Origin of the sequence: Prevotella sp. P5-126 (genome assembly GCF_002251185.1) — a bacterium.
Classification (GTDB): domain Bacteria; phylum Bacteroidota; class Bacteroidia; order Bacteroidales; family Bacteroidaceae; genus Prevotella.
This window is the reverse complement of sequence record NZ_NPIZ01000043.1, coordinates 18,653-39,167: the sequence shown is the minus strand read 5'-3', so window position 1 is coordinate 39,167 and position 20,515 is coordinate 18,653. Positions and strand designations below refer to the sequence as shown.

Annotated in this window: 14 protein-coding genes; 7 read left to right on the top strand and 7 right to left on the bottom strand. The window is 45.9% G+C overall.

Features of this window, described 5'->3' with window-relative positions; all coding sequences use genetic code 11:
- Positions 1-497: hypothetical protein (locus tag CIK90_RS04015; RefSeq protein WP_144007219.1), on the bottom strand; the 497-nt coding region annotated here is incomplete at its 3' end.
- A gap of 306 nt (positions 498-803) precedes the next feature.
- On the opposite strand from CIK90_RS04015, the gene CIK90_RS04010 reads away from it, so the two are divergent.
- Positions 804-2,330 carry a hypothetical protein gene (locus tag CIK90_RS04010; protein WP_094464403.1) on the top strand — a complete coding sequence of 509 codons (1,527 nt, stop codon included), beginning with the start codon at positions 804-806 and terminating at the stop codon, positions 2,328-2,330.
- A 939-nt stretch (positions 2,331-3,269) separates the two neighbouring features.
- Here the strand turns inward: CIK90_RS04010 and CIK90_RS04005 are convergent.
- The 4 genes from CIK90_RS04005 to CIK90_RS03990 form a co-directional block, all read right to left on the bottom strand.
- On the bottom strand, positions 3,270-6,413 hold the full coding sequence (locus tag CIK90_RS04005) for a glycoside hydrolase family 2 TIM barrel-domain containing protein (protein ID WP_094464402.1): 3,144 nt from the start codon (positions 6,411-6,413) through the stop codon (positions 3,270-3,272).
- Positions 6,414-6,436: 23 nt separating this feature from the next.
- Entirely contained in the window at positions 6,437-7,306 is an 870-nt protein-coding gene (locus CIK90_RS04000; protein WP_158216025.1) for a chitobiase/beta-hexosaminidase C-terminal domain-containing protein, read from the bottom strand.
- A gap of 31 nt (positions 7,307-7,337) precedes the next feature.
- Positions 7,338-9,329, bottom strand: coding sequence for a glucosamine-6-phosphate deaminase (locus CIK90_RS03995; RefSeq protein WP_094464401.1), 1,992 nt, complete (start codon positions 9,327-9,329; stop codon positions 7,338-7,340).
- A gap of 139 nt (positions 9,330-9,468) precedes the next feature.
- Positions 9,469-10,437, bottom strand: coding sequence for an ROK family protein (locus tag CIK90_RS03990; RefSeq protein ID WP_094464400.1), 969 nt, complete (start codon positions 10,435-10,437; stop codon positions 9,469-9,471).
- Between the two features lie 867 nt (positions 10,438-11,304).
- On the opposite strand from CIK90_RS03990, the gene CIK90_RS03985 reads away from it, so the two are divergent.
- The 4 genes from CIK90_RS03985 (at position 11,305) to CIK90_RS14625 (ending at position 14,862) form a co-directional block, all read left to right on the top strand.
- Entirely contained in the window at positions 11,305-12,300 is a 996-nt protein-coding gene (locus CIK90_RS03985; RefSeq protein ID WP_094464399.1) for an ROK family protein, read from the top strand.
- A 115-nt stretch (positions 12,301-12,415) separates the two neighbouring features.
- Entirely contained in the window at positions 12,416-13,960 is a 1,545-nt protein-coding gene (locus CIK90_RS03980) for a bifunctional response regulator/alkaline phosphatase family protein (protein WP_094464398.1), read from the top strand.
- A gap of 19 nt (positions 13,961-13,979) precedes the next feature.
- Complete coding sequence (gene tsaE, locus CIK90_RS03975; protein ID WP_094391261.1) at positions 13,980-14,390, top strand: tRNA (adenosine(37)-N6)-threonylcarbamoyltransferase complex ATPase subunit type 1 TsaE; 411 nt, start codon at positions 13,980-13,982, stop codon at positions 14,388-14,390.
- A gap of 106 nt (positions 14,391-14,496) precedes the next feature.
- Positions 14,497-14,862: a hypothetical protein gene (locus tag CIK90_RS14625; protein ID WP_371595920.1), complete on the top strand. Its 366-nt coding sequence runs from the start codon at positions 14,497-14,499 to the stop codon at positions 14,860-14,862.
- On the opposite strand, the gene trxA is transcribed toward CIK90_RS14625, so the two are convergent.
- On the bottom strand, positions 14,828-15,142 hold the full coding sequence (gene trxA, locus CIK90_RS03965) for a thioredoxin (RefSeq protein ID WP_094391263.1): 315 nt from the start codon (positions 15,140-15,142) through the stop codon (positions 14,828-14,830). The genes CIK90_RS14625 and trxA overlap by 35 nt on opposite strands.
- An 80-nt stretch (positions 15,143-15,222) precedes the next feature.
- Positions 15,223-18,948 carry a DNA polymerase III subunit alpha gene (gene dnaE / locus CIK90_RS03960; protein WP_094464397.1) on the bottom strand — a complete coding sequence of 1,242 codons (3,726 nt, stop codon included), beginning with the start codon at positions 18,946-18,948 and terminating at the stop codon, positions 15,223-15,225.
- 142 nt (positions 18,949-19,090) lie between these two features.
- On the opposite strand from dnaE, the gene CIK90_RS03955 reads away from it, so the two are divergent.
- Both CIK90_RS03955 and pssA read left to right on the top strand, forming a co-directional pair.
- Entirely contained in the window at positions 19,091-19,780 is a 690-nt protein-coding gene (locus CIK90_RS03955; RefSeq protein ID WP_094464396.1) for a phosphatidylserine decarboxylase family protein, read from the top strand.
- A gap of 28 nt (positions 19,781-19,808) precedes the next feature.
- On the top strand, positions 19,809-20,510 hold the full coding sequence (gene pssA, locus CIK90_RS03950) for a CDP-diacylglycerol--serine O-phosphatidyltransferase (protein WP_094391266.1): 702 nt from the start codon (positions 19,809-19,811) through the stop codon (positions 20,508-20,510).
- Positions 20,511-20,515: the final 5 nt, after the last annotated feature.

Here is a 20,515-nt window from a genome sequence, read left to right as displayed (position 1 = left end):
TAAATCAAACATAATTGCTCTTTAGGGCTTAATGACGGATTGGCTAGTATGCTCTCAATATCAATAATTGAATAGTCACCATTTTCTATATTTTGAATAGTATGACAAAACTCGTGTGAGGCACTTTGATTTAATAAAGAATTACGTTCATCAATTGTAAGTTCGTTAATATTCTGATATTGTTGTTCCTCTTCTAAATTATAGTTCAAAATATCTTGGTGTTCCTTACAAAATGCTATCAAATCAATTTTGATTTGCTGGAACAGTTCGTCATTTTCAAATTCGTCATAACCTATGACACTATTTAAGTCTCCTGTCCTAGTGAAGGATTTGGTGTTGAATTTGTTCCATAATGAACATTGTTTTTCATAAAATGACTTGAGCTCTTTTTGATATACCTTGTTTTGATCAAACTGTGAGCTGTTCTCTGCAAAAGGTTTGCACGCAAAAATGATACCTATCATTGTTGCTAACATAATTAAGCATGTTTTTTTCATTTTCTTTTTATTGTTTTAAGTTAATTATTATTGATGTGTACATCATTTATTTGTAAATAAGCGATAATAATGTTGTTGCTGTGGCAAAATTATAAGTGTTTTTTTTAGCGAAAAAGCATTTAACATATATTAATATATCAAATGTTGCATCTGTTATCTGTTTGTAAAAGTCAGAATATGAAGTGGTTGTAGCGAATAATAGAAAAGACTATATGCGAAAATTGCAACATGTAGAAGTAATATTCCCTTGTGATTTTAACGGAAAAAGCTTAACTTTGATGCCGAAATAACAATAGGCAAGCACAAATGAAATTGTTACTATGTATATTGACATTGCTTGGCACCCTTGTAGGCTGTCTGAGTAGTGAACATCGACAACTTGTGGCTGTCGATTGCCTATTGGATGAAGGTATGACAGACTCTGCCGTTGCTATGCTTTCTACGATGAAAATCGGTGATATACAACGTTGCCAAGACTCTGCATATTATGAACTGTTGACGGTGGCGGCTGCTGTCGAAACAGGACGAGGATGTGATGATAGACAACGGATGGACCGATTGACATTGTTGTTGTCCAACGAGCGTCTTATAGCTTACGCCTACCATTATGAGGCTTTGGTACAGTATAATAAAGGATATGTGTTTAATGCTATATGTGATGAAAGGATAGCAGAAGACTTTGCAAAACATACTGGTGACGGCAGATTGAAATATCGCATACTGACTGCATTAAGCCTTTTCCACTTTGAAAACGATAATAGTAAAACCTCGCTGATCTACGATTATGGCCGGCTTATGCTTGCTCAACAGGTGAACAATCCACAATGGGTGGCTCACACATTTACTCGTATGGCAGCCAATTATGCCGTGCTTCACAAGAACGATAGTGCTGCATACTATCAGAAACGAGCGCAAACAAAGCAGAAAATAATGGATGATGAGCATCGTGCCTTGCTATGGACCACGCAGGGAATGCTCACTGAAGGAAAGCCCGACCAGGCTTTGCGATGTTATCGGCGAGCTTTGCAAATCAAATCCAGTCCCCGTTGTCGTATTCTTCTGGCACAACTCTATGAGAGCCAAGGTTACACCGAACGGGCTGTGGCAGAATGGCATCAGGCACAGAACAATGCCACCCTGCAACAGCAAGTGACGATACAAAAAGCCTTGCGACAGTATGCACAGCAAGACAACAATATGGTATTGGCCGACCAATTGGCTTCTAAGATCATCACCTTGAATGATAGTTTGACTAAATTGTCGAGACATTCGCTTGCGGAAGCTGCCGAGTATAAGGCAGACAATGACCTCGCTCTGATGAATTCGGTAGATGAACAGATACGTTTGCTCTTTATCATTATTGCCGTAACAATGGGACTTATCTCCGTTGCGTTGCTCTCTTTTGTCATAGTCCGACGTAGCAAATGGCATATGAAAAAGATGCATGAGCGGGCGACGGTCATGGCAAAGAATGAAATCAAATCGAAGAAAGAAGTAAAGAGACTGACTCGAAATATTTTCGATCTCCATCATAAGCACAACCAGATAATGGTTGACGGACGCCGTTGTTACGAACATATCAAACGTGGCGATACCGTGGTGATGTGGGACAAGAAAGATTTCCAAAATTTTATGGAGTACTATCGTAGTCAGGATCCAGACTTTGTGTTGCATCTCGAAACTGATTATAACCGCCTCTCGGTAAAGCTCCAGTTCTTTGAAACCCTTTATCGTCTTGGCTATAATGATGAAAGTGTGGCAAAGACGATGGGCATTTCTTATAATACGGTACGTGCAAACAAAAGTCGGATACGCAGCAAACGCATTAATTGAAAATGATTTTGCAACACACGAAGATGCCTGAAGTCATTATATAACCAAATGAAATATCAGTTGGCTTTGGTGCATTCCTCTCACGCGCATGCGCACGCGATGTTGCAAAAAATCGACCACTCGACCACCGGTGTGGTATAAAATGTTGAGGCACAATGTTTTTAGGCGGGTGGTCGATGGTGTTGTATTGGCGATTTCGACCACCCATCGACCACCCATAATTATTTGTTGACAGCATTCTAAAACTACAAACCCGATAGAAACCGATGCATGAAATGAAGTTGTTGACGCTTGATAACACCCCTTCCCAATATCATAAAATACTTGCTCCCAATATTTGATAATACCCTTTTCCAATAGCTGACAACACTTGTTTCTAACGTTGAAAAGGCTCTTGTCTAACGTTTGACAACACTCTTATCAAACGTTGGATAATGCCTTTATCAAACGTTGGATAATACTTTTATCAAACGTTGGATAATGCCTTTGTCAAACGTTGGATAATACTTTTGTCAGCGGTTTGAAAAACCCTGAAAATAATATTCGTTTACAACGTGTGGACGTATACCTCACGATTGTTGGGTGTTTGACAGATGCTCGACAGGTGCTTTGTAAACCCGAATGTGAATCGTTGAATATGGCAATAACGCTTTGTAATACAGAGAATTGCCAAAATGTGATATTCGGAGCTATATGTCCTTATGGAAACAGAAATGATAGTGTGTCACCTTCGGCGTGTTGTACCGGAAATTTATTAGTTTTATTGTCAAATAGCAACAAGGCAAATCATGATTCGGAAGAAATAGGATACGTAGAAAGATAACAATGGAAAAAGAAGAACCGCTTGACTGGTCCTCAGCGGATGGGTCAAGCGGTTTTACCCTAAAAATAAACCTAAAATTCCAATACTAATGTTCTGTTTTTTGCCAAATGTGTTTCCTATTTAGCTTTTATTTTAAAGGTAAATTCACGGTCTGCATAGTGGAGACGATATTTCTCCATTGGTTTTGCTCCCCAACTGTTAATGCATCCCAAACCATATTGGCGTTGCTGGATGTGAAGCTGAACAAGTCCTTTTTCTACCAAGTCGCCACTATGTTGTCCCCAAGCATGCTCTCTCTTGATGCCAGAATCCAAATCTTCTACCAGGTATGGAATGGCGCTGCACTCCATGGGGGCGTTGCCTTCGAAGGTCAGTCCCTTGCCAGTAGCGGGATTGAAGATAGAGAAATAGCGGATGTCGGTATGGTTACCGCTCTCTTGTGGACGAACGTATGGATAATACTCATCCTTCACGTTAGCCTCATATTTACCGATAAAGGCTGAAGAGTGGCGGTCGATATAGTTTTCTTCGGGACCTCTTCCGTAGTATTCCAACTTAGAGAATGTTTCGGGCATCTGTAACTGCATACCATATCTGAACAGATCGGCTACCTTAGCCTCCTTGTCGGTGGTCATCTTCTCGGTGACAATCACCTCGCCGGCGGTATTGATGCGATAGGTAAGCATCAGCTGTGCCTTCACTTCAGGCATGTCAAACTGGGCGGTAAGCACCACGTTGTCGGTGCCGACAGACTTGTAGAATGAGGTCAACTTCATCTGTGGATTTCTCCAAACGCGCAACTCTTTCTGCAAAGATGCGCCAAAGTCGTTGTCGGTAGGTGCACGCCAGAACTCAGGCTTCATGCTTTCGCGGAACTTCAGCATGGGTTCGCCATCCACATCGAGATAGTCAATCATACCTGTAGCCTTGCCAACTGTGACAGTCATTCTGTTGGCAGTCACCTTCACATAGGCGTTGGTTTCTTCCACCTCAATGTTGCTTGCAGCTTGCATCTTGCCGTTTTTGGCAGGTGCTTCGGCCATTTCAGGAGCCTCCAGCTTGTCGAACTGATACTCGCTGACAATGAATTGCTGGCGTGAAGTCACTTGGCCTTTATCAACCAGAGCTTCTGTACCGTCGCTGGCAAATGCGAAGTTGACGGTGATTTCCTCTTTGGCATGTTTCGATTCAGCCTCACCAATAGCATATTTCAAAGCGTCGCTCTTGATCAATTTGGTGGTCTGAGGAGCGATACCCTTTGCCTCTGGAATCTCAACAACGGTGAGCTTCTGACCGTTGGCATAGACGGTGGCAGTCAGATTCTGGTTATCGATGGTCTTGAAGAAATTCTCATTATACACCTTGAATGCACCGTTTACAGCATCGAAATCGTTAATCCAGATGTTCTGATGATAATACTGAATCTCATAAGCGTGAGGATTCAAACGACGGTCGGGAGCAATGATGCCATTGCAGTTGAAGTTGTAGTCGCTGGCAGGATAGCGACCGTAGTCGCCACCATAGGTGAAGATTTCCTTACCGGTGATGGGGCTCTTGTCGCGCAGACCCTGATCTACAAAGTCCCAGATGTAACCACCTTGGTATTTTGGATACTTGCGGATGAGATCCCAATACTCCTTGAAACCTCCCTCTGAGTTACCCATGGCATGGGCATATTCACACTGGATGAAGGGCTTTGTGCCATCGCTTTGGCAATACTTCTCGCTTCCTTTATAGTCAACATACATAGAACAATGGATGTCAGTCTTGCTGTCGTATCCGCCACGATCATACTGTACGGGGCGTGTGGTATCTTGTGCCTTCACCCAATCATAGGTTTTTTCAAAGTTGATACCATAGCCACCCTCATTACCCAAGCTCCATACGATGATAGAAGGATGGTTGATGAAGCTTTTCACATTGCCTTCGTTGCGCTCAATGTGGGGCAGGAGGTATTCTGGGAATTTTGCAAGCGACTTCTCGCCGTAGCCCATACCGTGTGTTTCGAGATTTGCCTCGGCAGTGATATACAATCCGTATTCATCGCAAAGGTCGTACCAACGTGGGTCGTCTGGGTAGTGGCAGGTGCGAACAGCATTGATGTTCAGTCGCTTCATAATCTTGATGTCCTGAATCATGCGCTCTACGCTAACCAGATAACCACCGTCTGGATCTACTTCATGACGGTTGGCACCCTTGATGAGGATAGGCTGTCCGTTGATCAGCAATTGTGCATTCTTGATTTCCACGTTGCGGAAACCGATCTTCTGTGGAATCACTTCCAATATGCCCTGCTTGTTTTTCAGCGTAATAAATGCTTTGTAGAGGTTGGGAGTCTCGGCAGTCCATGCCTTTACGTTAGGCACTTTGATCGTACCCTGCGCTCCAGAGGCCTCGGCAATCTGTTTGCCATCCTTGTCAAACAAGGCAATCGCAACATCGGTCTTACCGCCCTTCAGCGAAACGTTATAGTTCAACACACCGTCGCGATAGTTGTTTTCCAGTCCAGCATCCAAGCGGATGTCGGCAGCATGCAGTTTGGGACGTGCATAGAGATAAACTTCGCGTGCGATACCTGTAAAGCGCCAGAAGTCTTGGTCCTCGAAATAGGAACCGTCACACCAGCGCATCACCTGCATGGCAATCAGGTTTTTGCCAGGTTTGAGATATTTGGAGATGTTGAATTCAGCAGCAACCTTGCTGTCTTCGCTATAGCCTACATACTTACCGTTGACCCAAAGAGTCAGGTTGCTTGTAGCAGAACCTACGTGGAAATATACGTCTTTGCCTTTCCAATCCGTGGGAAGGTCGAATGTGCGACGGTAAGAACCGGTATAGTTGTTGGTCTCGCTGATATAAGGTGGATTAGGGTCAAACTGAGTTGCCCACGCATAGCCCACGTTTTTATAGGTGGCATCACCGTAACCGTTCAGTTCGAAAAGTCCGGGAACGGGGAAGTCTTTCCACTTTGAATCGTCATAGTTGACTGCAAAGAATTTTGCGGGACGCTTGTTGTGGTCCTTTACAAAATTGAATTTCCACATGCCCTCCATCGAAAGATAGTTGGCAGACTCCTTTTTGTCAAAGCCTTGAGCCTTGTCCTGCGACTCGTATGCAAAGAAAGATGCACGACGCGGTTCGCGGTTTTGCTGATTGATGTCCACATTTTGCCAGCGTGACTCATTCTGAGCCCATAGGCCAGTACTTACAGAAAGCATGGCGAGGCAAATCGATACTTTTACAATTCTTCTGAAATTCATAGATCTATAATTATTGTTTTAAATTATCTGAATAGTTGAGAGCCACCAACAGCGGTAAACTCCTTTTCGTTGTCTTTACGCATTTCAATAGCGGTACTGCTCCACCATGAAGGCCATCCTCCAATGATATTTGCCAAGAAGACGACCTTGATGGGGTGTAACCCTTTGGCCAATGCCACAGAGCTGTCGTTCATCGTACTTGCCTTTACGTCGCCTTCGTTGTTGACGACGAGCTTGTTGTCAATCCATACTTGTTCCAGACGCGACGAGAGGTAATACACTCCGTCCTCAGGAATGTTGATGTAACCTTCGGCAATAGCAGCGTAATTGTTAGCTCCGCGCAGCGTAGCACCATCATCTTTACGCTGGATTTTAATCTGTTCCAGATTGCTGATGATGGATTTTTCCCATTCTGCATCAGTCCAGTTCAGGTCATCAACCTTTAGGAAATTACCCTTCACACGACTCATCTGCAATCCAGATTTTGCACCATCAATCTTAATGGCAGGTGCATAGGTCTGCTTTTCAATATTGACTGTTCTGATGCGGCTCATCTTGCCGGAAGGCAAAACCGTTGCAATCTTGATGATGGTATTGTCGCTTACCTTGATGGGCGAGGTGTAGATGGTTGACGATGGAGTAGGAGTGGTACCGTCAAGCGTATAGACCATCTTGATAGGACGTGAGGTGGTGAAGGTCACCGTAGTGTCTTTAGTGATGATGACCTTGTCGCAAGAACCCCATGGCTGTTCGGGCAATGGGATATGATAGCGCACGCGATGTTCGTCAAGACGTATGCTGTTGACATCGCCAGCGCATGCTGGAGTGGTGTTACCACCCAGCATTATAGCGCAAACTGCCAACGAACAAAATATCTGATGAATCTTTTTCATGTTCATGAATAGTATTGTTAGTTGTTTTATCTTATAGCGGTTTGTATTCTACGAAGGCTTCCATAGCCTCATAGCAAGCCAGTCCTAAATGGTCATAGAGCTTTGCGGTAGCGCGGTTGCGGTCTTCGGCTCTCTGCCAGAACAGACGTTCATCGTTGCCTAAGAATGGTGCACTCTCCATTTGGGATTGGTGCTTGAGAATAGAGTTGCGCTTTGCTCTCAATTCCTCTGGACTAAGTGGAACGCACATCTCGATATTCTCTATTTCCCATTCTGCCCATGCGCCACGGTACATCCAGATACGGCAGTCTTTCAACCACTCAGCACCTGCTTCCTTCTCAAGATCAATGGCTGCGAGTACCGCATCGGTACATTTCTTGTGTGTGCCATGAGGATCGGCAAGGTCGCCTGCTACATAAATCTGATGAGGCTTTACCTTCTGCAATAGTGCTCTTACGATTTCTACGTCCTTTTCGGTCATAGGCAACTTCTCTATCTTACCGCTTTCGTAGAAGGGCAAATCAAGGAAGTGTACGTGGTCGAGGGGTATTTGATTGTAGGTGCATGCGGTACGAGCTTCACCGCGACGTATCAATCCCTTGATGGTCAGCACGTCTTTAGTATCGAAGTCACTTTCTTTCTTGTTGGCAAAGAACGACTTGATTTCTTTGTATTTGGTAGAGATGACACTATCCTTAGAGTCGGTGAAGAGCTGGTTGAAGCCGTTGATGAAGTGCATGAATCGTGTAACTTCCTCGTCGCCAACAGCAATATTTCCCGAAGTTTCATAGGCCACGTGTACGTCGTGATTCTGTTGTACCAATCGACGAATGGTGCCGCCCATAGAAATCACGTCGTCATCGGGGTGTGGGGAGAATACGATGACGCGCTTGGGGTATGGGGTAGAGCGCTCTGGACGATAGGTGTCGTCGGCATTGGGCTTACCGCCGGGCCAGCCTGTGATAGTATGCTGCAGATCGTTGAAGATCTTGATATTGGCGTTATAGGCTGAACCGTATAGGGCCAAGAGCTCGCTCAATCCGTTCTCGTTATAGTCTTTATTGGTCAGTTTCAATATGGGTTTGCCGATTTTCTGGCAGAGCCAAACCAAGGCAGAACGGATCATCTTGTCTGTCCATTGGCAAGATGTGACCAGCCAGGGGTGTACGATGCGGGTAAGTTGGCATGCTGCGCCTAAGTCAAGAACAACATGAGCATCTGGGTGAGTCTGTAGAAATGACGCAGGAAGTGTGTCGGTGAAAGAGTTTTCCACTACTTTCTGCATGATCTCTGCCTTTTCCTCACCCCACGCGGTAAGATATACGGTCTTGGCAGAAAGCAGGGTGGCAATACCCATGGTGAGTGAGCAGGGAGGGATGGTCTCCTTGGTTTTCTCACTTGCTTCCATTTCCTTACGTGAGATGTTGCCTATCAGAATGATGCGGGTCATCGACTGGATGCTTGATCCTGGTTCGTTGGCTGCAATGTTTCCTGAACGGCCAATGCCGATAAGGGCAATGTCTAAACCACCGAACGACTTGATGCGCTGTTCGTAAAGGCGGCAGCAATCCTGTACGCTCTCTTGCGCTACAAAACCGTCGAGTGTGAAGATGTTTTGTTCTTCAATATCTATATGGTCGAGGAAATGCTCCTTCAACTGGTTGATGCAGCGGATAGAACTGTCCTTCTGGAGCGGATAGTATTCATAGGCGTTGAATACGACTACATTGCGGAAACTCAGTCTCTTTGTCTGATAACGGCGGATAAGTTCTTCATAGACTGCGCTGAGCGACGAACCTGTGCCCAATGCCATTACATAAAACTTTCCTTCATGTTGTGCTGCTTTGATGCCGGCTTCGATTCCGTCGGCAACATGACTGGCACCTTCTGCCATAGAGGCAAAGATGTCGGTATGAATCTTCTCCATTCTGGAGATTTCGGAGTATTCTACGGTAGTCTTTGGTTTGTAGAATTCAACTGGAACTTTGTTAAGTACGATCTGTGAACTAAGATTGAGTCTCATAGTCAATATCAATTTTAAATAGGATGTCTTTTTAGTCTTTATACTCTCGTCACAGTTTTGCTAAACATGTTTAGTTCAATTCATGGCTTGAGGATAACTTTCTGTTGTTGTTATATATCTGATGAGGTCTGTTAGTCGTTTATTTTAAGTCCCATGCTATGGCTGAGGCACCCAAAATGGCGGCTTTAGCACCATCAAGACCGCTCATCAAGAATCTGGCCTTACCTTTATATAATGAAAGGACATTTTCGTTATACGCTTCTTCTATCGGACGGAGCAACAGTTCGCCTGCCTGGGCAAGACCGCCGAAGAAGATGAATGCTTCGGGACTTAGGAATGTTGCGATATTGGCGCAAGCGATACCGATTCTTCTTCCTGTCTGTTTGAATACTTCTTGAGCCATGGTGTCTCCTGCCATTGCTGCTTTATATACTTCGTATGATGTGAGCTTGTCGGTGGCAATATCTCTCACAGAGGTGGCTTCTGGCGATTCTTCCAACATGGCTATTGCTGTGCGTACTACTCCCGTTGCAGAACAATAGGTTTCAAGGCAACCTTTTCTGCCGCAGCCGCAGGGTCTTCCGTCTGGCTCAACAATCATGTGGCCCAACTCTCCGGCAAATCCGTCGAATCCGTAGATGAGTTGACCGTTGGCCACAATTCCTGAACCTACGCCTGTGCCTAATGTCAGTTCTACAAAGTTGGTCATGCCAACGGCCACTCCATATTTCATCTCGCCCATGGCTGCTGCCTTGGCGTCGTTGGTCACTACAACGGGGATCCCTAATTCGTTGACAAACATATTGGCTAATGGCACAATACCTTTGGCCCAAACCAGATTTGCTGCGTGTTCTATAGTGCCTTTGTAATAGTTACCGCATGGAGCACCAATGCCCATGGCACGGATCTTTTCCATACCACCGACTTGTTCGGCTATCTGTTTGATAGCTTTTACAGATTCCATGATATACTGATCTACACTTGGGTAAGCTTGTGTCTTGATAGAAGTAGTGGCTATAATCTCGCCTTTGCTATCGACAACACCAAACACGGAATTGGTTCCTCCCAAATCCAAGCCTATCACTAAAGATTTTGCGCCGTATTCCATAATTCAATTGCCTTATTGTTTTTGCTTGAGTAATACCGTTGATGGGTGCTAAATACTCGTTTATAAACTAATTTATTAACAGTTATAAAACAACTAAAATATTTTATTTTACAAAGTTACAAGTTTTATCATATAATGCAAGCGTTTTATGGTTAATATTTCTAAAACGTATCATTTTTTTTCTGAGATGAGGTCTTAATGGCTTGAAATCGTTGCGTTTTTGCTTGTGCTGGGCCTGTTTGTAGTGGCTTGTGGATGGTGGATGTTAGATTGGGCGTTTGTGGTTTTAGTCATTTGCATGTGAAAATTTGGTTTGTTTTTCACAAGTGTATTGATTTTCTTTATCTTCGGGATGGTTTCGGGATGTCTTCGGGTTGTGGTTGGTAGTGTGTGAGAGGTGTTTTTGTGCAAATCCAAAGTAAGTCCCAACTGCCTCCCAAGTAAGTCTCATTTATTAGCAGAAGGTCATGGGAGTATGCTGGGAGAAATTGCTGGTGTGTAACGTATGATGCGTTTGCTGGTGTAAAAACAAGGCTGTGCTTCTTTGCTTGTATTCTATATATAATAAGGTGTGGGGTGAATTGTTGCTGAAAAGTTTAGATGGAAACAGATAATTTTTATCGGTTTATGATTTATTAACTATAAAATGGTAGTTATGAATATTAAAAAAAGAATATCTTTGTAAATAAAAAATATTATTTATATTTTGTGATATAATTAAAAATATTAAAAATATAAATAAGAAATCCTCAGTTCAAGGGCGTATATTGGAGAAATTTGTCTCGCAAGGTGCCTTTACAATACCTGAGATGTCGAAGGCGGTCGGAGTAAGTCTTCCTACTACTACATGCGCCATCAACGAACTCAATGAAGGCAGGACTTGTAAGAGAGGCAGGGAAGAAAGATAACTCTGCCGGACGCATACCAATGGTCTATGACCTCATGCCGGCAGCTGGCTATTTCGTGGGTGTGAATCCAGAAATGGACTGTTTGGCTCTTGCTGCAAGCGATTTCTGCGGCAATCTGATAACAGAAAAGATAAGAGTTCCTTATACATACGAAAATACTCCAGAGAATCTGGAGCAAATGGCTAAGATTATCAACGATTTCATTGCTACACTTCCTTACGCTAAAGAAGAAATCCTCCAAATTTGCGTGAATGTGGCAGAGCGTGTGTATCCTTTTGAAGGAAATGCCTACAACATGTTTACCTTCCTTGAAGATTCGCTGGCAAGCAGACTGACAAAGCTCGTAAAGATTCCTGTCTGCATCGAAAACGACACAAGAAGCATGACATTTGCTGAGTTTATCAAGGGACGAAGCAAAGGACTGAAGAATGTCATCTTTGCCAATGTATGTTGGGGATTGGCTATCGGAATCATCGTTGATGGTAAACCCTACTACGGAAAGTCGGGATATTCTGGAGAATTTGGACACATGACAGCCTATAATAATAACATCATCTGCCATTGCGGAAAGATCGGTTGCATAGAAACAGAAGTTTCAGGAAGGGCACTTAAGAGAAAACTGACAGAGAAAATCTTGAATGGCAAGACCTCTATCCTCTCGGATAAAGTGCTCAACCAAAAAGAGGAACTCACACTAAAGGACCTACTGGAAGCCATCGACAAAGAAGATGTGCTCAGTCTTGCTACATTGCAGACAATTGCTGACGAACTCGGCAAACAGTTGGCTGGCGTCATCAACATCTTCAATCCAGAGATGTTGGTCATCGGTGGAGAAATGTCAGTAACAGGCGATTACCTCACACTTCCGGTAAGGATGGGCATTAAGAAATTCTCACTTAACATCATGAACGAGGATTCGCAGATAGTGACCTCAAGCTTTATCAGTGATAGCTGACGTTTTGGGGCAGTCCATGTGCGGTCGATGACCAAGGCAGATGGCATTTATCAGTAGCGAAAGCAGGTTATTTCAGAAAAAAACACTAATTTTGCACACATATTGATAATAAGCAATGACCAACGGACGAATACTTTGGGCTGACGATGAGATGGAACTGCTCCGTCCTCATCTGCTCTTTCTGGAAAGAAAGGGCTACGATGTCGTGACCGCTACCAACGGTACCGACGCCGTAGAACTCTGTAAGCAACAGCAGTTCGATGTGATTCTGCTCGATGAAATGATGCCCGGTATTACCGGACTGCAAGCGCTCGAACGCATCAAACTGATACAACCCACGGTACCCGTAGTCATGGTGACGAAGAGCGAAGAAGAGGATATCATGAACGAAGCGGTGGGCCGCAATATTGCCGACTACCTCATCAAACCCGTCAACCCCAATCAGATTCTGCTCTCGCTCAAAAAACTTATCCATCGTAAAGAACTGGTGGCAGAAACCACGCAAACTGCCTATCAGCAGCATTTTCAGCAAATATCCATGCAAATGATGGATTGTTGCTGTTGGAACGATTGGGCTGCGCTCTACCGACAACTCGTAGATTGGGAACTCAAGCTCGTTTCGGCTGATCCTGCACTGGCAGACATGCTTCGCATGCAGAAGGCAGAAGCCAATCTCGGATTTGCCAAATTCGTGAAGCGCAACTATGTCGATTGGATGCAACACCACGATTTCACGATGAACCACGACGTCATGCAACACCACATATTGCCTATGCTCAAACAGGGTGAGAGAGTTTTTCTCGTGGTGTTCGACAATTTCCGCTACGACCAGTGGAAGGCTATCGAAACCGAACTGACCGATTACGACATCACCGAACAACTGTGTTGCAGCATTCTGCCCACTGCCACGCAATATGCTCGCAATGCCCTCTTTGCAGGAATGATGCCCAGCGAAATCAAGCAACGCTATCCAGATTGGTGGACTGAAGAAGATGCCGAAGAGAGCAAAAACCTCAATGAGCCTCACCTCATACAAGCTTTCCTCGACCGCGTGCGTCGTCGCGATACCTTCTCCTATCATAAGATCAACACCACCGATGAAGCCGAACAACTCTTGGCAGAAGCCGACGAACTCTTGCAACGCAACAGCCTCAATGTTGTGGTGGTCAATTTCATCGATATGTTGTCGCATGCCCGAACCGAATCAAAGATGGTGCGCGAACTCGCTCACGATGAGGCTGCCTACCGTTCGCTGACGCTCTCTTGGTTTCGCCACTCCGCCATCAGCCAGTTGCTCCATCGGTTGTCACAGACAGACTGTCGCGTTGTGCTGACCACCGACCACGGCAGCATTCGCACCGATACACCGGTGAAAATCATTGGCGATCGCAATACCAACACCAATCTGCGCTATAAGTTGGGACGCAACCTCGCTTGTGAAAGTCGCGATGTGTTTACCGTCAAAGACCCTAAGAGTGTCTTTCTGCCCTCGCCAAATATAAGCACCAGTTATGTGTTTGCCACGGGCAACACCTTCCTGGCCTATCCCAACAACTACAACTACTATGTTGCCTACTATCGCAACACGTTCCAGCACGGCGGCATCTCTATGGAAGAGATGATCATCCCACTGGTCACACTGAAAGGAAAAAACAGATAACAGATAAAACAATAAAGATATGGAAATCACTATCAACGGTCTCGACACCATACGCAGCGCCGCACGACAGTTTATCGAGAATATCGGTAGCTCGCGTGTCTTTGCCTTCTATGGCAAGATGGGTGCAGGAAAAACCACATTTGTCAAAGCACTTTGTGAAGAACTGGGGTGTGACGATGTCATCACTTCGCCCACCTTTGCCATCGTCAACGAATATACTGACGGCGAACAACAACCTGTATATCACTTCGATTTCTATCGCATTAAGAAACTCGAAGAGGTCTATGACATGGGATACGAAGAGTATTTCTACTCAGGGGCACTTTGTCTGATAGAGTGGCCCGAACTCATTGAAGACGTATTGCCCGATGATACCGTCCGCGTCACCATCGAAGAACAAGCCGACGGTAGTCGTCTGCTGACGTTCTGATCCGTCTCAACCATATCATAACAGGAGGCAATCACCGACTTCAGGTCGTGATTGCCTCCTGTTCTTGGTATGGCGGTAGCAGAACCGAGAGTGGCTCCTACAGGTTTTGTTCCTGCCAGTCAAAATCGGCTTGCACCACAAAGAACACGTCTTCTACCGGATAATCCTTCTCGTGGTACTCCTTGGCATGCTTGGCCACATAGTCTGCCACATCCTGAAGGTCTATCTCTACTTCCGCATCGGTACACTCCAGCATACCGCTGTCGTAGTAATACTCCACGATGAGATCCATCATAGTACGGATATCATCGGTGGTGTATCGGTCTTGAAGCTCGCTGGACAAGGTGTGGAGAATATATTCCGCCTCACGGGCATCGTTCTCTTCGTCCATGAGAAGTTCTTCTTCAATGCTTGTCATTGTTGTCAGGGTATTGGTACTACAGCAGATTTTCAATCTTCTCCTGCAACTTAGTCTTGGATTGGGCGCCTACCAACTTGTCAACAACCTGTCCGCCTTTGATGAACAGCAGGGTGGGGATGTTGCGAATGCCCAGTTCGGCGGCAATATCTTCACACTCCTCAATATCACACTTAGCCACATTGACGCGGCCTTCATATTCTTTTGCCAACTCTTCTACTATAGGAGCTATCATGCGGCAGGGGCCACACCATGTGGCCCAGAAATCTACTACAAGGGGCAGATCGCTGTTTTTCAGCTCTGCAAAGTTTTCGTTTGTGACATTCAATTCCATAATTGTAAGTTTGTTAATTAATACTATAGGTATTTATACACTCATGGGTTAAAAGGCAAACATCGTGCCATTTTCCCCGTTTAGTTAATCTTATACGACAGGGCAGACGATTGCTCTATATAGTTGAGCAATGCGGGTTTCACATCAATAGCGGTCGATTGGCTGCGCAACAGTATGCGGCGGCGCTTGCTCTGATCCACAAATTGGAAGAACAGCTGGGTCTTGCCAGGACTCTCGTGAGCCAGTTCGCCTAGTTCGGTCACTATCTGTGAGTCGAGTTGCGATACGTCGATAGAGATGGTGATGCGCTCAATGGCTTTGTCCTTGACACTCTGCATGTATTCTACCGAGGAGACGCGCAGGTCTTTAGGGCTGTTGTCATCTTTATTTCCATACTGAGAGTAGCGCGAAACCACCTTGCCGGTCACATAGACCGTGGCTCCCACTTCAAACATGCCGCGCATCTGTCCCCAGCTTTCGCCGAATAGTGCAAGACGCCCTGAACCTTCAAAATCCTCGATGGTGACAAAGCCGCAGGGGTCGCCGCGCTTGGTAAACTTCTGTTCCACATTGGTGACAATACCGCCCAGCACCACTGTTTCGCGGTCTGCCAATGCATTGATGTCTGCCAGTTCGGCACATTTGGTGTTGCAAAGTGCGTCAATTACCACTTTATATTCATCGAGCGGATGGGCAGAAAGATAGATGCCCACCAGATCGCGCTCCTTGTTTAGTCGCATAATGTTGCTCCACTGTTCGCCTTTGGGAATGGGCGGTGTGGCTATCTCCACAGCATTTTCACCACCAAAGAGTGAGTTGCGCGCCTCTTGCTGCTCGGCCTGATACATCTGTCCGTAGCGCACAAGGGTGTCGAGAAACGATTCGCCCTTGTTGTTCTTTGCGAAGAAATTTTCGCGCGGAATACGGAAACCGTCGAAGCCACCGCTCAGCGCAAGACTTTCTATCGTCTTGCGGTTGACAGCGCTGAGGCTTACACGCTGCACAAAGTCGAAGATGTCCTTGTAAAGACCGTTTTTCTCGCGCTCGGTAATGATGGCTATGGCGGCAGGGTCGCCCACGCCTTTAATGGCTGCGAGACCGAAACGTATCTCTCCTTTCTTGTTCACACCAAACTTCTGATAGCTCTCGTTCACATCGGGACCCAGTGTTGCAATGCCCATGGCCTTACATTCATCCATCAGTTTGGTGATTTCTGTAATCTGATCGCGACGTCGGCTCATGATGGCTGCCATAAACTCGGCAGGGTAGTTGGCTTTCATATAGGCTGTCTGGAATGCCACCCATGAGTAACATGCCGCATGTGACTTGTTGAACGCATAGGATGCAAACTTCTCCCAGTCTGCCCATATCTTCTCCAATACCTTAGGATCGTGCCCGTTTTTCTTGCCGCCTTCGATGAATTTAGGCTTCATCGCATCAACGATGTCCTTTTTCTTCTTACCCATCGCCTTACGCAGCGCATCACTCTCACCACGGGTGAAGTCTGCCAACTGACGTGACAACAACATCACCTGCTCTTGATAAACGGTGATGCCGTAGGTGTCTTTAAGATATTTCTCCATGCAGGGAATATCGTAGGAGATTTCCTCTTTGCCGTTTTTACGCGCGATAAACGATGGGATATAGTCCATTGGACCCGGTCGGTAGAGGGCGTTCATGGCGATAAGGTCTTCGAAAACGGTAGGGTGGAGCTCGCGAAGATACTTCTGCATACCTGCCGATTCAAACTGGAAGGTACCGATGGTGCGTCCTTGCTGATAGAGTTCGTAGGTCTTGGCATCGTCTATCGGGATGGTATCGAGATCCACTTCTATGCCACGGGTCTGCTTGATAATGGCACAGGCCTCCTTCAACTCCGACAGTGTCTTCAGTCCAAGGAAGTCCATCTTGATCAGTCCGGTCGATTCAATGACGTGACCATCGTATTGGGTGCAGTTGGTTTTCTCACCCTTGAAATCGGGGTCGTCGGCAGTAGATACCGGCACCCAGTCGCTGATGGGGTCTCGACAGATGATGAATCCGCAGGCATGGATGCCCGTACCGCGCACCGTTCCCTCCAACATCTTCGCATATTTGATAGTGTTTGCCATCTTCGCATCGGTCGATACCTCGGCATCGCGCAGCTCCGGCACGCAGGCTATGGCATTGGTGAGGTTCATCTTTTTGCCATCGGGCAACTTGTCGGGAATGGCTTTACAGAGGGCATTGGCTTCGGCAAGGGGCAGCTTTTCCACGCGAGCCACGTCCTTCAGCGAGTTTTTGGTTGCCATCGACGCATAGGTAATAATATGCGCACAGTTCTCATGACCGTATTTATCTTCCACCCATTTCAGCACTTTACCACGTCCGTCATCGTCGAAGTCGGTATCGATATCAGGGAGTGAGATACGGTCGGGATTGAGGAAACGCTCAAACAGCAGGTCGTATTTCAACGGGTCAATCTTTGTAATTCCCAGACAGTAGGCTACCACAGAACCGGCAGCAGAGCCACGTCCGGGGCCTACCATTACACCGAGTTCATCGCGTGCAGAGTTGATGAAGTCTTGCACAATGAGGAAGTAGCCGGGGAAACCCATCGTCTTCATGATGTGCAGTTCAAACTTTACACGGTCGTGCACCTCGTCGGGGATAGGGTCGCCATAGCGGTTGCGGGCACCCTCATAGGCGAGTTTTGCCAGATAGTCGGCTTCATACTTGATACGGTATATTTTGTCGTAACCGCCAAGTTTCTTGATTTTCTTCTCTCCTTCCTCTGGCGAGAGAGGGTTTTCACCATTCTCGTCGGTGGTAAACTCGTCGTAGAGTTGTTGTTCGGTGTATTTCTGGCGCCATTCTTCTTCGGTACCAAACGATTCAGGGATGGGGAAGAAAGGCATGATAGGGTCGTGGTCGAGACTGTAGATCTCAACCTTATCGAGTATTTCGGTTGTGTTCGAGAGGGCTTCGGGAATGTCGGCAAACACCTCGTTCATCTCTTCGCGGGTCTTAAACCACTCCTGTTTGGAGTAGAGCATACGTGTAGGGTCGTCCAAATCCTTACCCGTAGAGAGGCAGAGCAAGTGGTCGTGGGCCTCGGCATTCTCTTGATCCACAAAGTGGGCATCGTTTGAACAGACGAGCTTGATGCCGTATTCGTGTGCCAGTTCTATCAATACCTTGTTGGCTTGTTGCTGCAAAGGGAAGGTTTCGCGGTTGGCACGCTGGTGGGGATCGCGCACCTCATGGCGCTGCAGTTCGAGATAATAGTCGTCGCCAAACACGCGGTGATACCATTCCAAAGCTTCGCGTGCACCAGCCATATCACCGTCAAGAATCTTTTTGGGGACTTCGCCGGCAATACATGCCGAGCAGATGATGAGTCCTTCGTGGTATTTCTCCAAGTCGGCACGGTCGGTACGAGGGCGCATATAGAATCCATCGACCCAGGAATTGCTCACCAGTTTGATCAGATTCTTATAACCTTTATAATTCTTAGCGAGCACAATGAGGTGGTAACCGCCCATGTCTTCCTTGCCTTGGCGATTCTCCTTGCTACCACGGCGAGCCACATACATCTCACATCCGAATATGGGCTTGAAAGGCTCGAGACCTTCCTTCTTACGTCCCTTGTTGACACCGCCCACATAATCGTGGAATTCCTTGATGCCAAACATGTCGCCGTGGTCGGTGATGGCCATGCCGCGCATGCCGTTCCCAACGGCTTTATCCACCAGTCTCTTAATGCTCGACTGACCGTCGAGAATAGAGTAATAGGTGTGGACGTGTAAATGTATGAAATCTTGCATATCTATTGTTTATTGTTTGATAAATGTGGTGTAAAGTTACGCCTAAAAGGTGAGAACTCCAAAAGAATGGAATAAAAAATTTGTGAAATAGATAAAAATAGCGTACCTTTGCAGATGGAATAAAACAATCGTACCACTACGTATGGGAAAAAGACTAAAGAAACTTAAGAAAATTAGAATACACCGTGAAGGTACAAGCGAATTGGCCATTAGCATGATACTTATCATTGTTTTGGCTATCGGATTGTGGTTTGCCTTCGATACGAAGATTCCTTTTTGGATTAGCATACTTGGTTTGGGCACGGCATGGATGCTGGCGCTCAATTTCTATCGCTGTCCTATCCGTTATTTCAATGGAGATACCCACAAGATGGTCGTGGCACCTGCCGATGGAAAGATCGTTGTAATTGAGGAAGTGGATGAGAATGTCTATTTCCACGATAAGCGTTTGCTCATCAGCATCTTTATGAGTCCGCTCAATGTGCATGCCAACTGGTTCCCCGTTGACGGTAAGGTGAAGTTTGTGAGTCATCACAATGGAAATTATCACAAGGCTTGGTTGCCCAAAGCCAGTGAGGAAAACGAGCATGCAGACATCATGATTACCACTCCAGAAGGTGAGGATGTGCTGGTCAGACAGATTGCCGGTGCTATGGCGCGCCGCATCGTTACCTATGCTAAGGCTGAAGAGGAATGTAACATCGACGAGCACTTAGGCTTCATCAAGCTCGGATCGCGAGTGGATGTCTATCTGCCATTAGGTACTGAAGTGCGTGTACGCATGGATCAGCCTACCACTGGCGACCAAACCGTATTGGCGGTATTGAAGTAATACAGTTACATTTTACGAATTCTACATTATGAGCATCAAAAAACATATTCCTAACACCATTACCTGTTGCAATCTCATCTCTGGGTGCATCGCAACATGTATGGCATTCTACAGCGAATGGGATAAGGCATTGCTGTTTATCGTTATTGGTGCGGTATTCGACTTCTTCGATGGTATGAGTGCACGCCTCCTTGGTGTTAGCTCACCCATTGGTAAGGAACTCGACTCGTTGGCTGATGACATCACTTTTGGTTTTGCACCTTCTGCAATCCTCTTCGACTATCTGTATTGTCAGGTTGAAGGCATGGGAGGATTATATTCCCTGTTGCCTTATGTCGCCTTTGTGATGGCTGCCTTCTCAGCGTTGCGCTTGGCTAAATTCAATCTCGATGAGCGTCAGACCACATCGTTTATCGGTGTGCCCACTCCTGCAAATGCCCTCTTTTGGGGGTCTTTGATTGTGGGTAGTGGCAAAGCTATTGAGGCATTACCCTACAGCATTTATGTTGTGGTGGCTGCCATCTTCTTCACCAGCTATCTGCTTATCGCTGAGATTCCCCTTTTCGCTTTGAAGTTTAAGCATTGGGGATGGCGTGGCAACGAGGTGAAGTATATATTCATTCTCTCTTGCATTCCATTGCTTTTACTACTCCAGGTCAGCGGCATTGCCGTTATCATTGCCTGGTATGTGGTATTGTCATTGTTTACCAATATCAACAAGAAGAAATAAGTAAA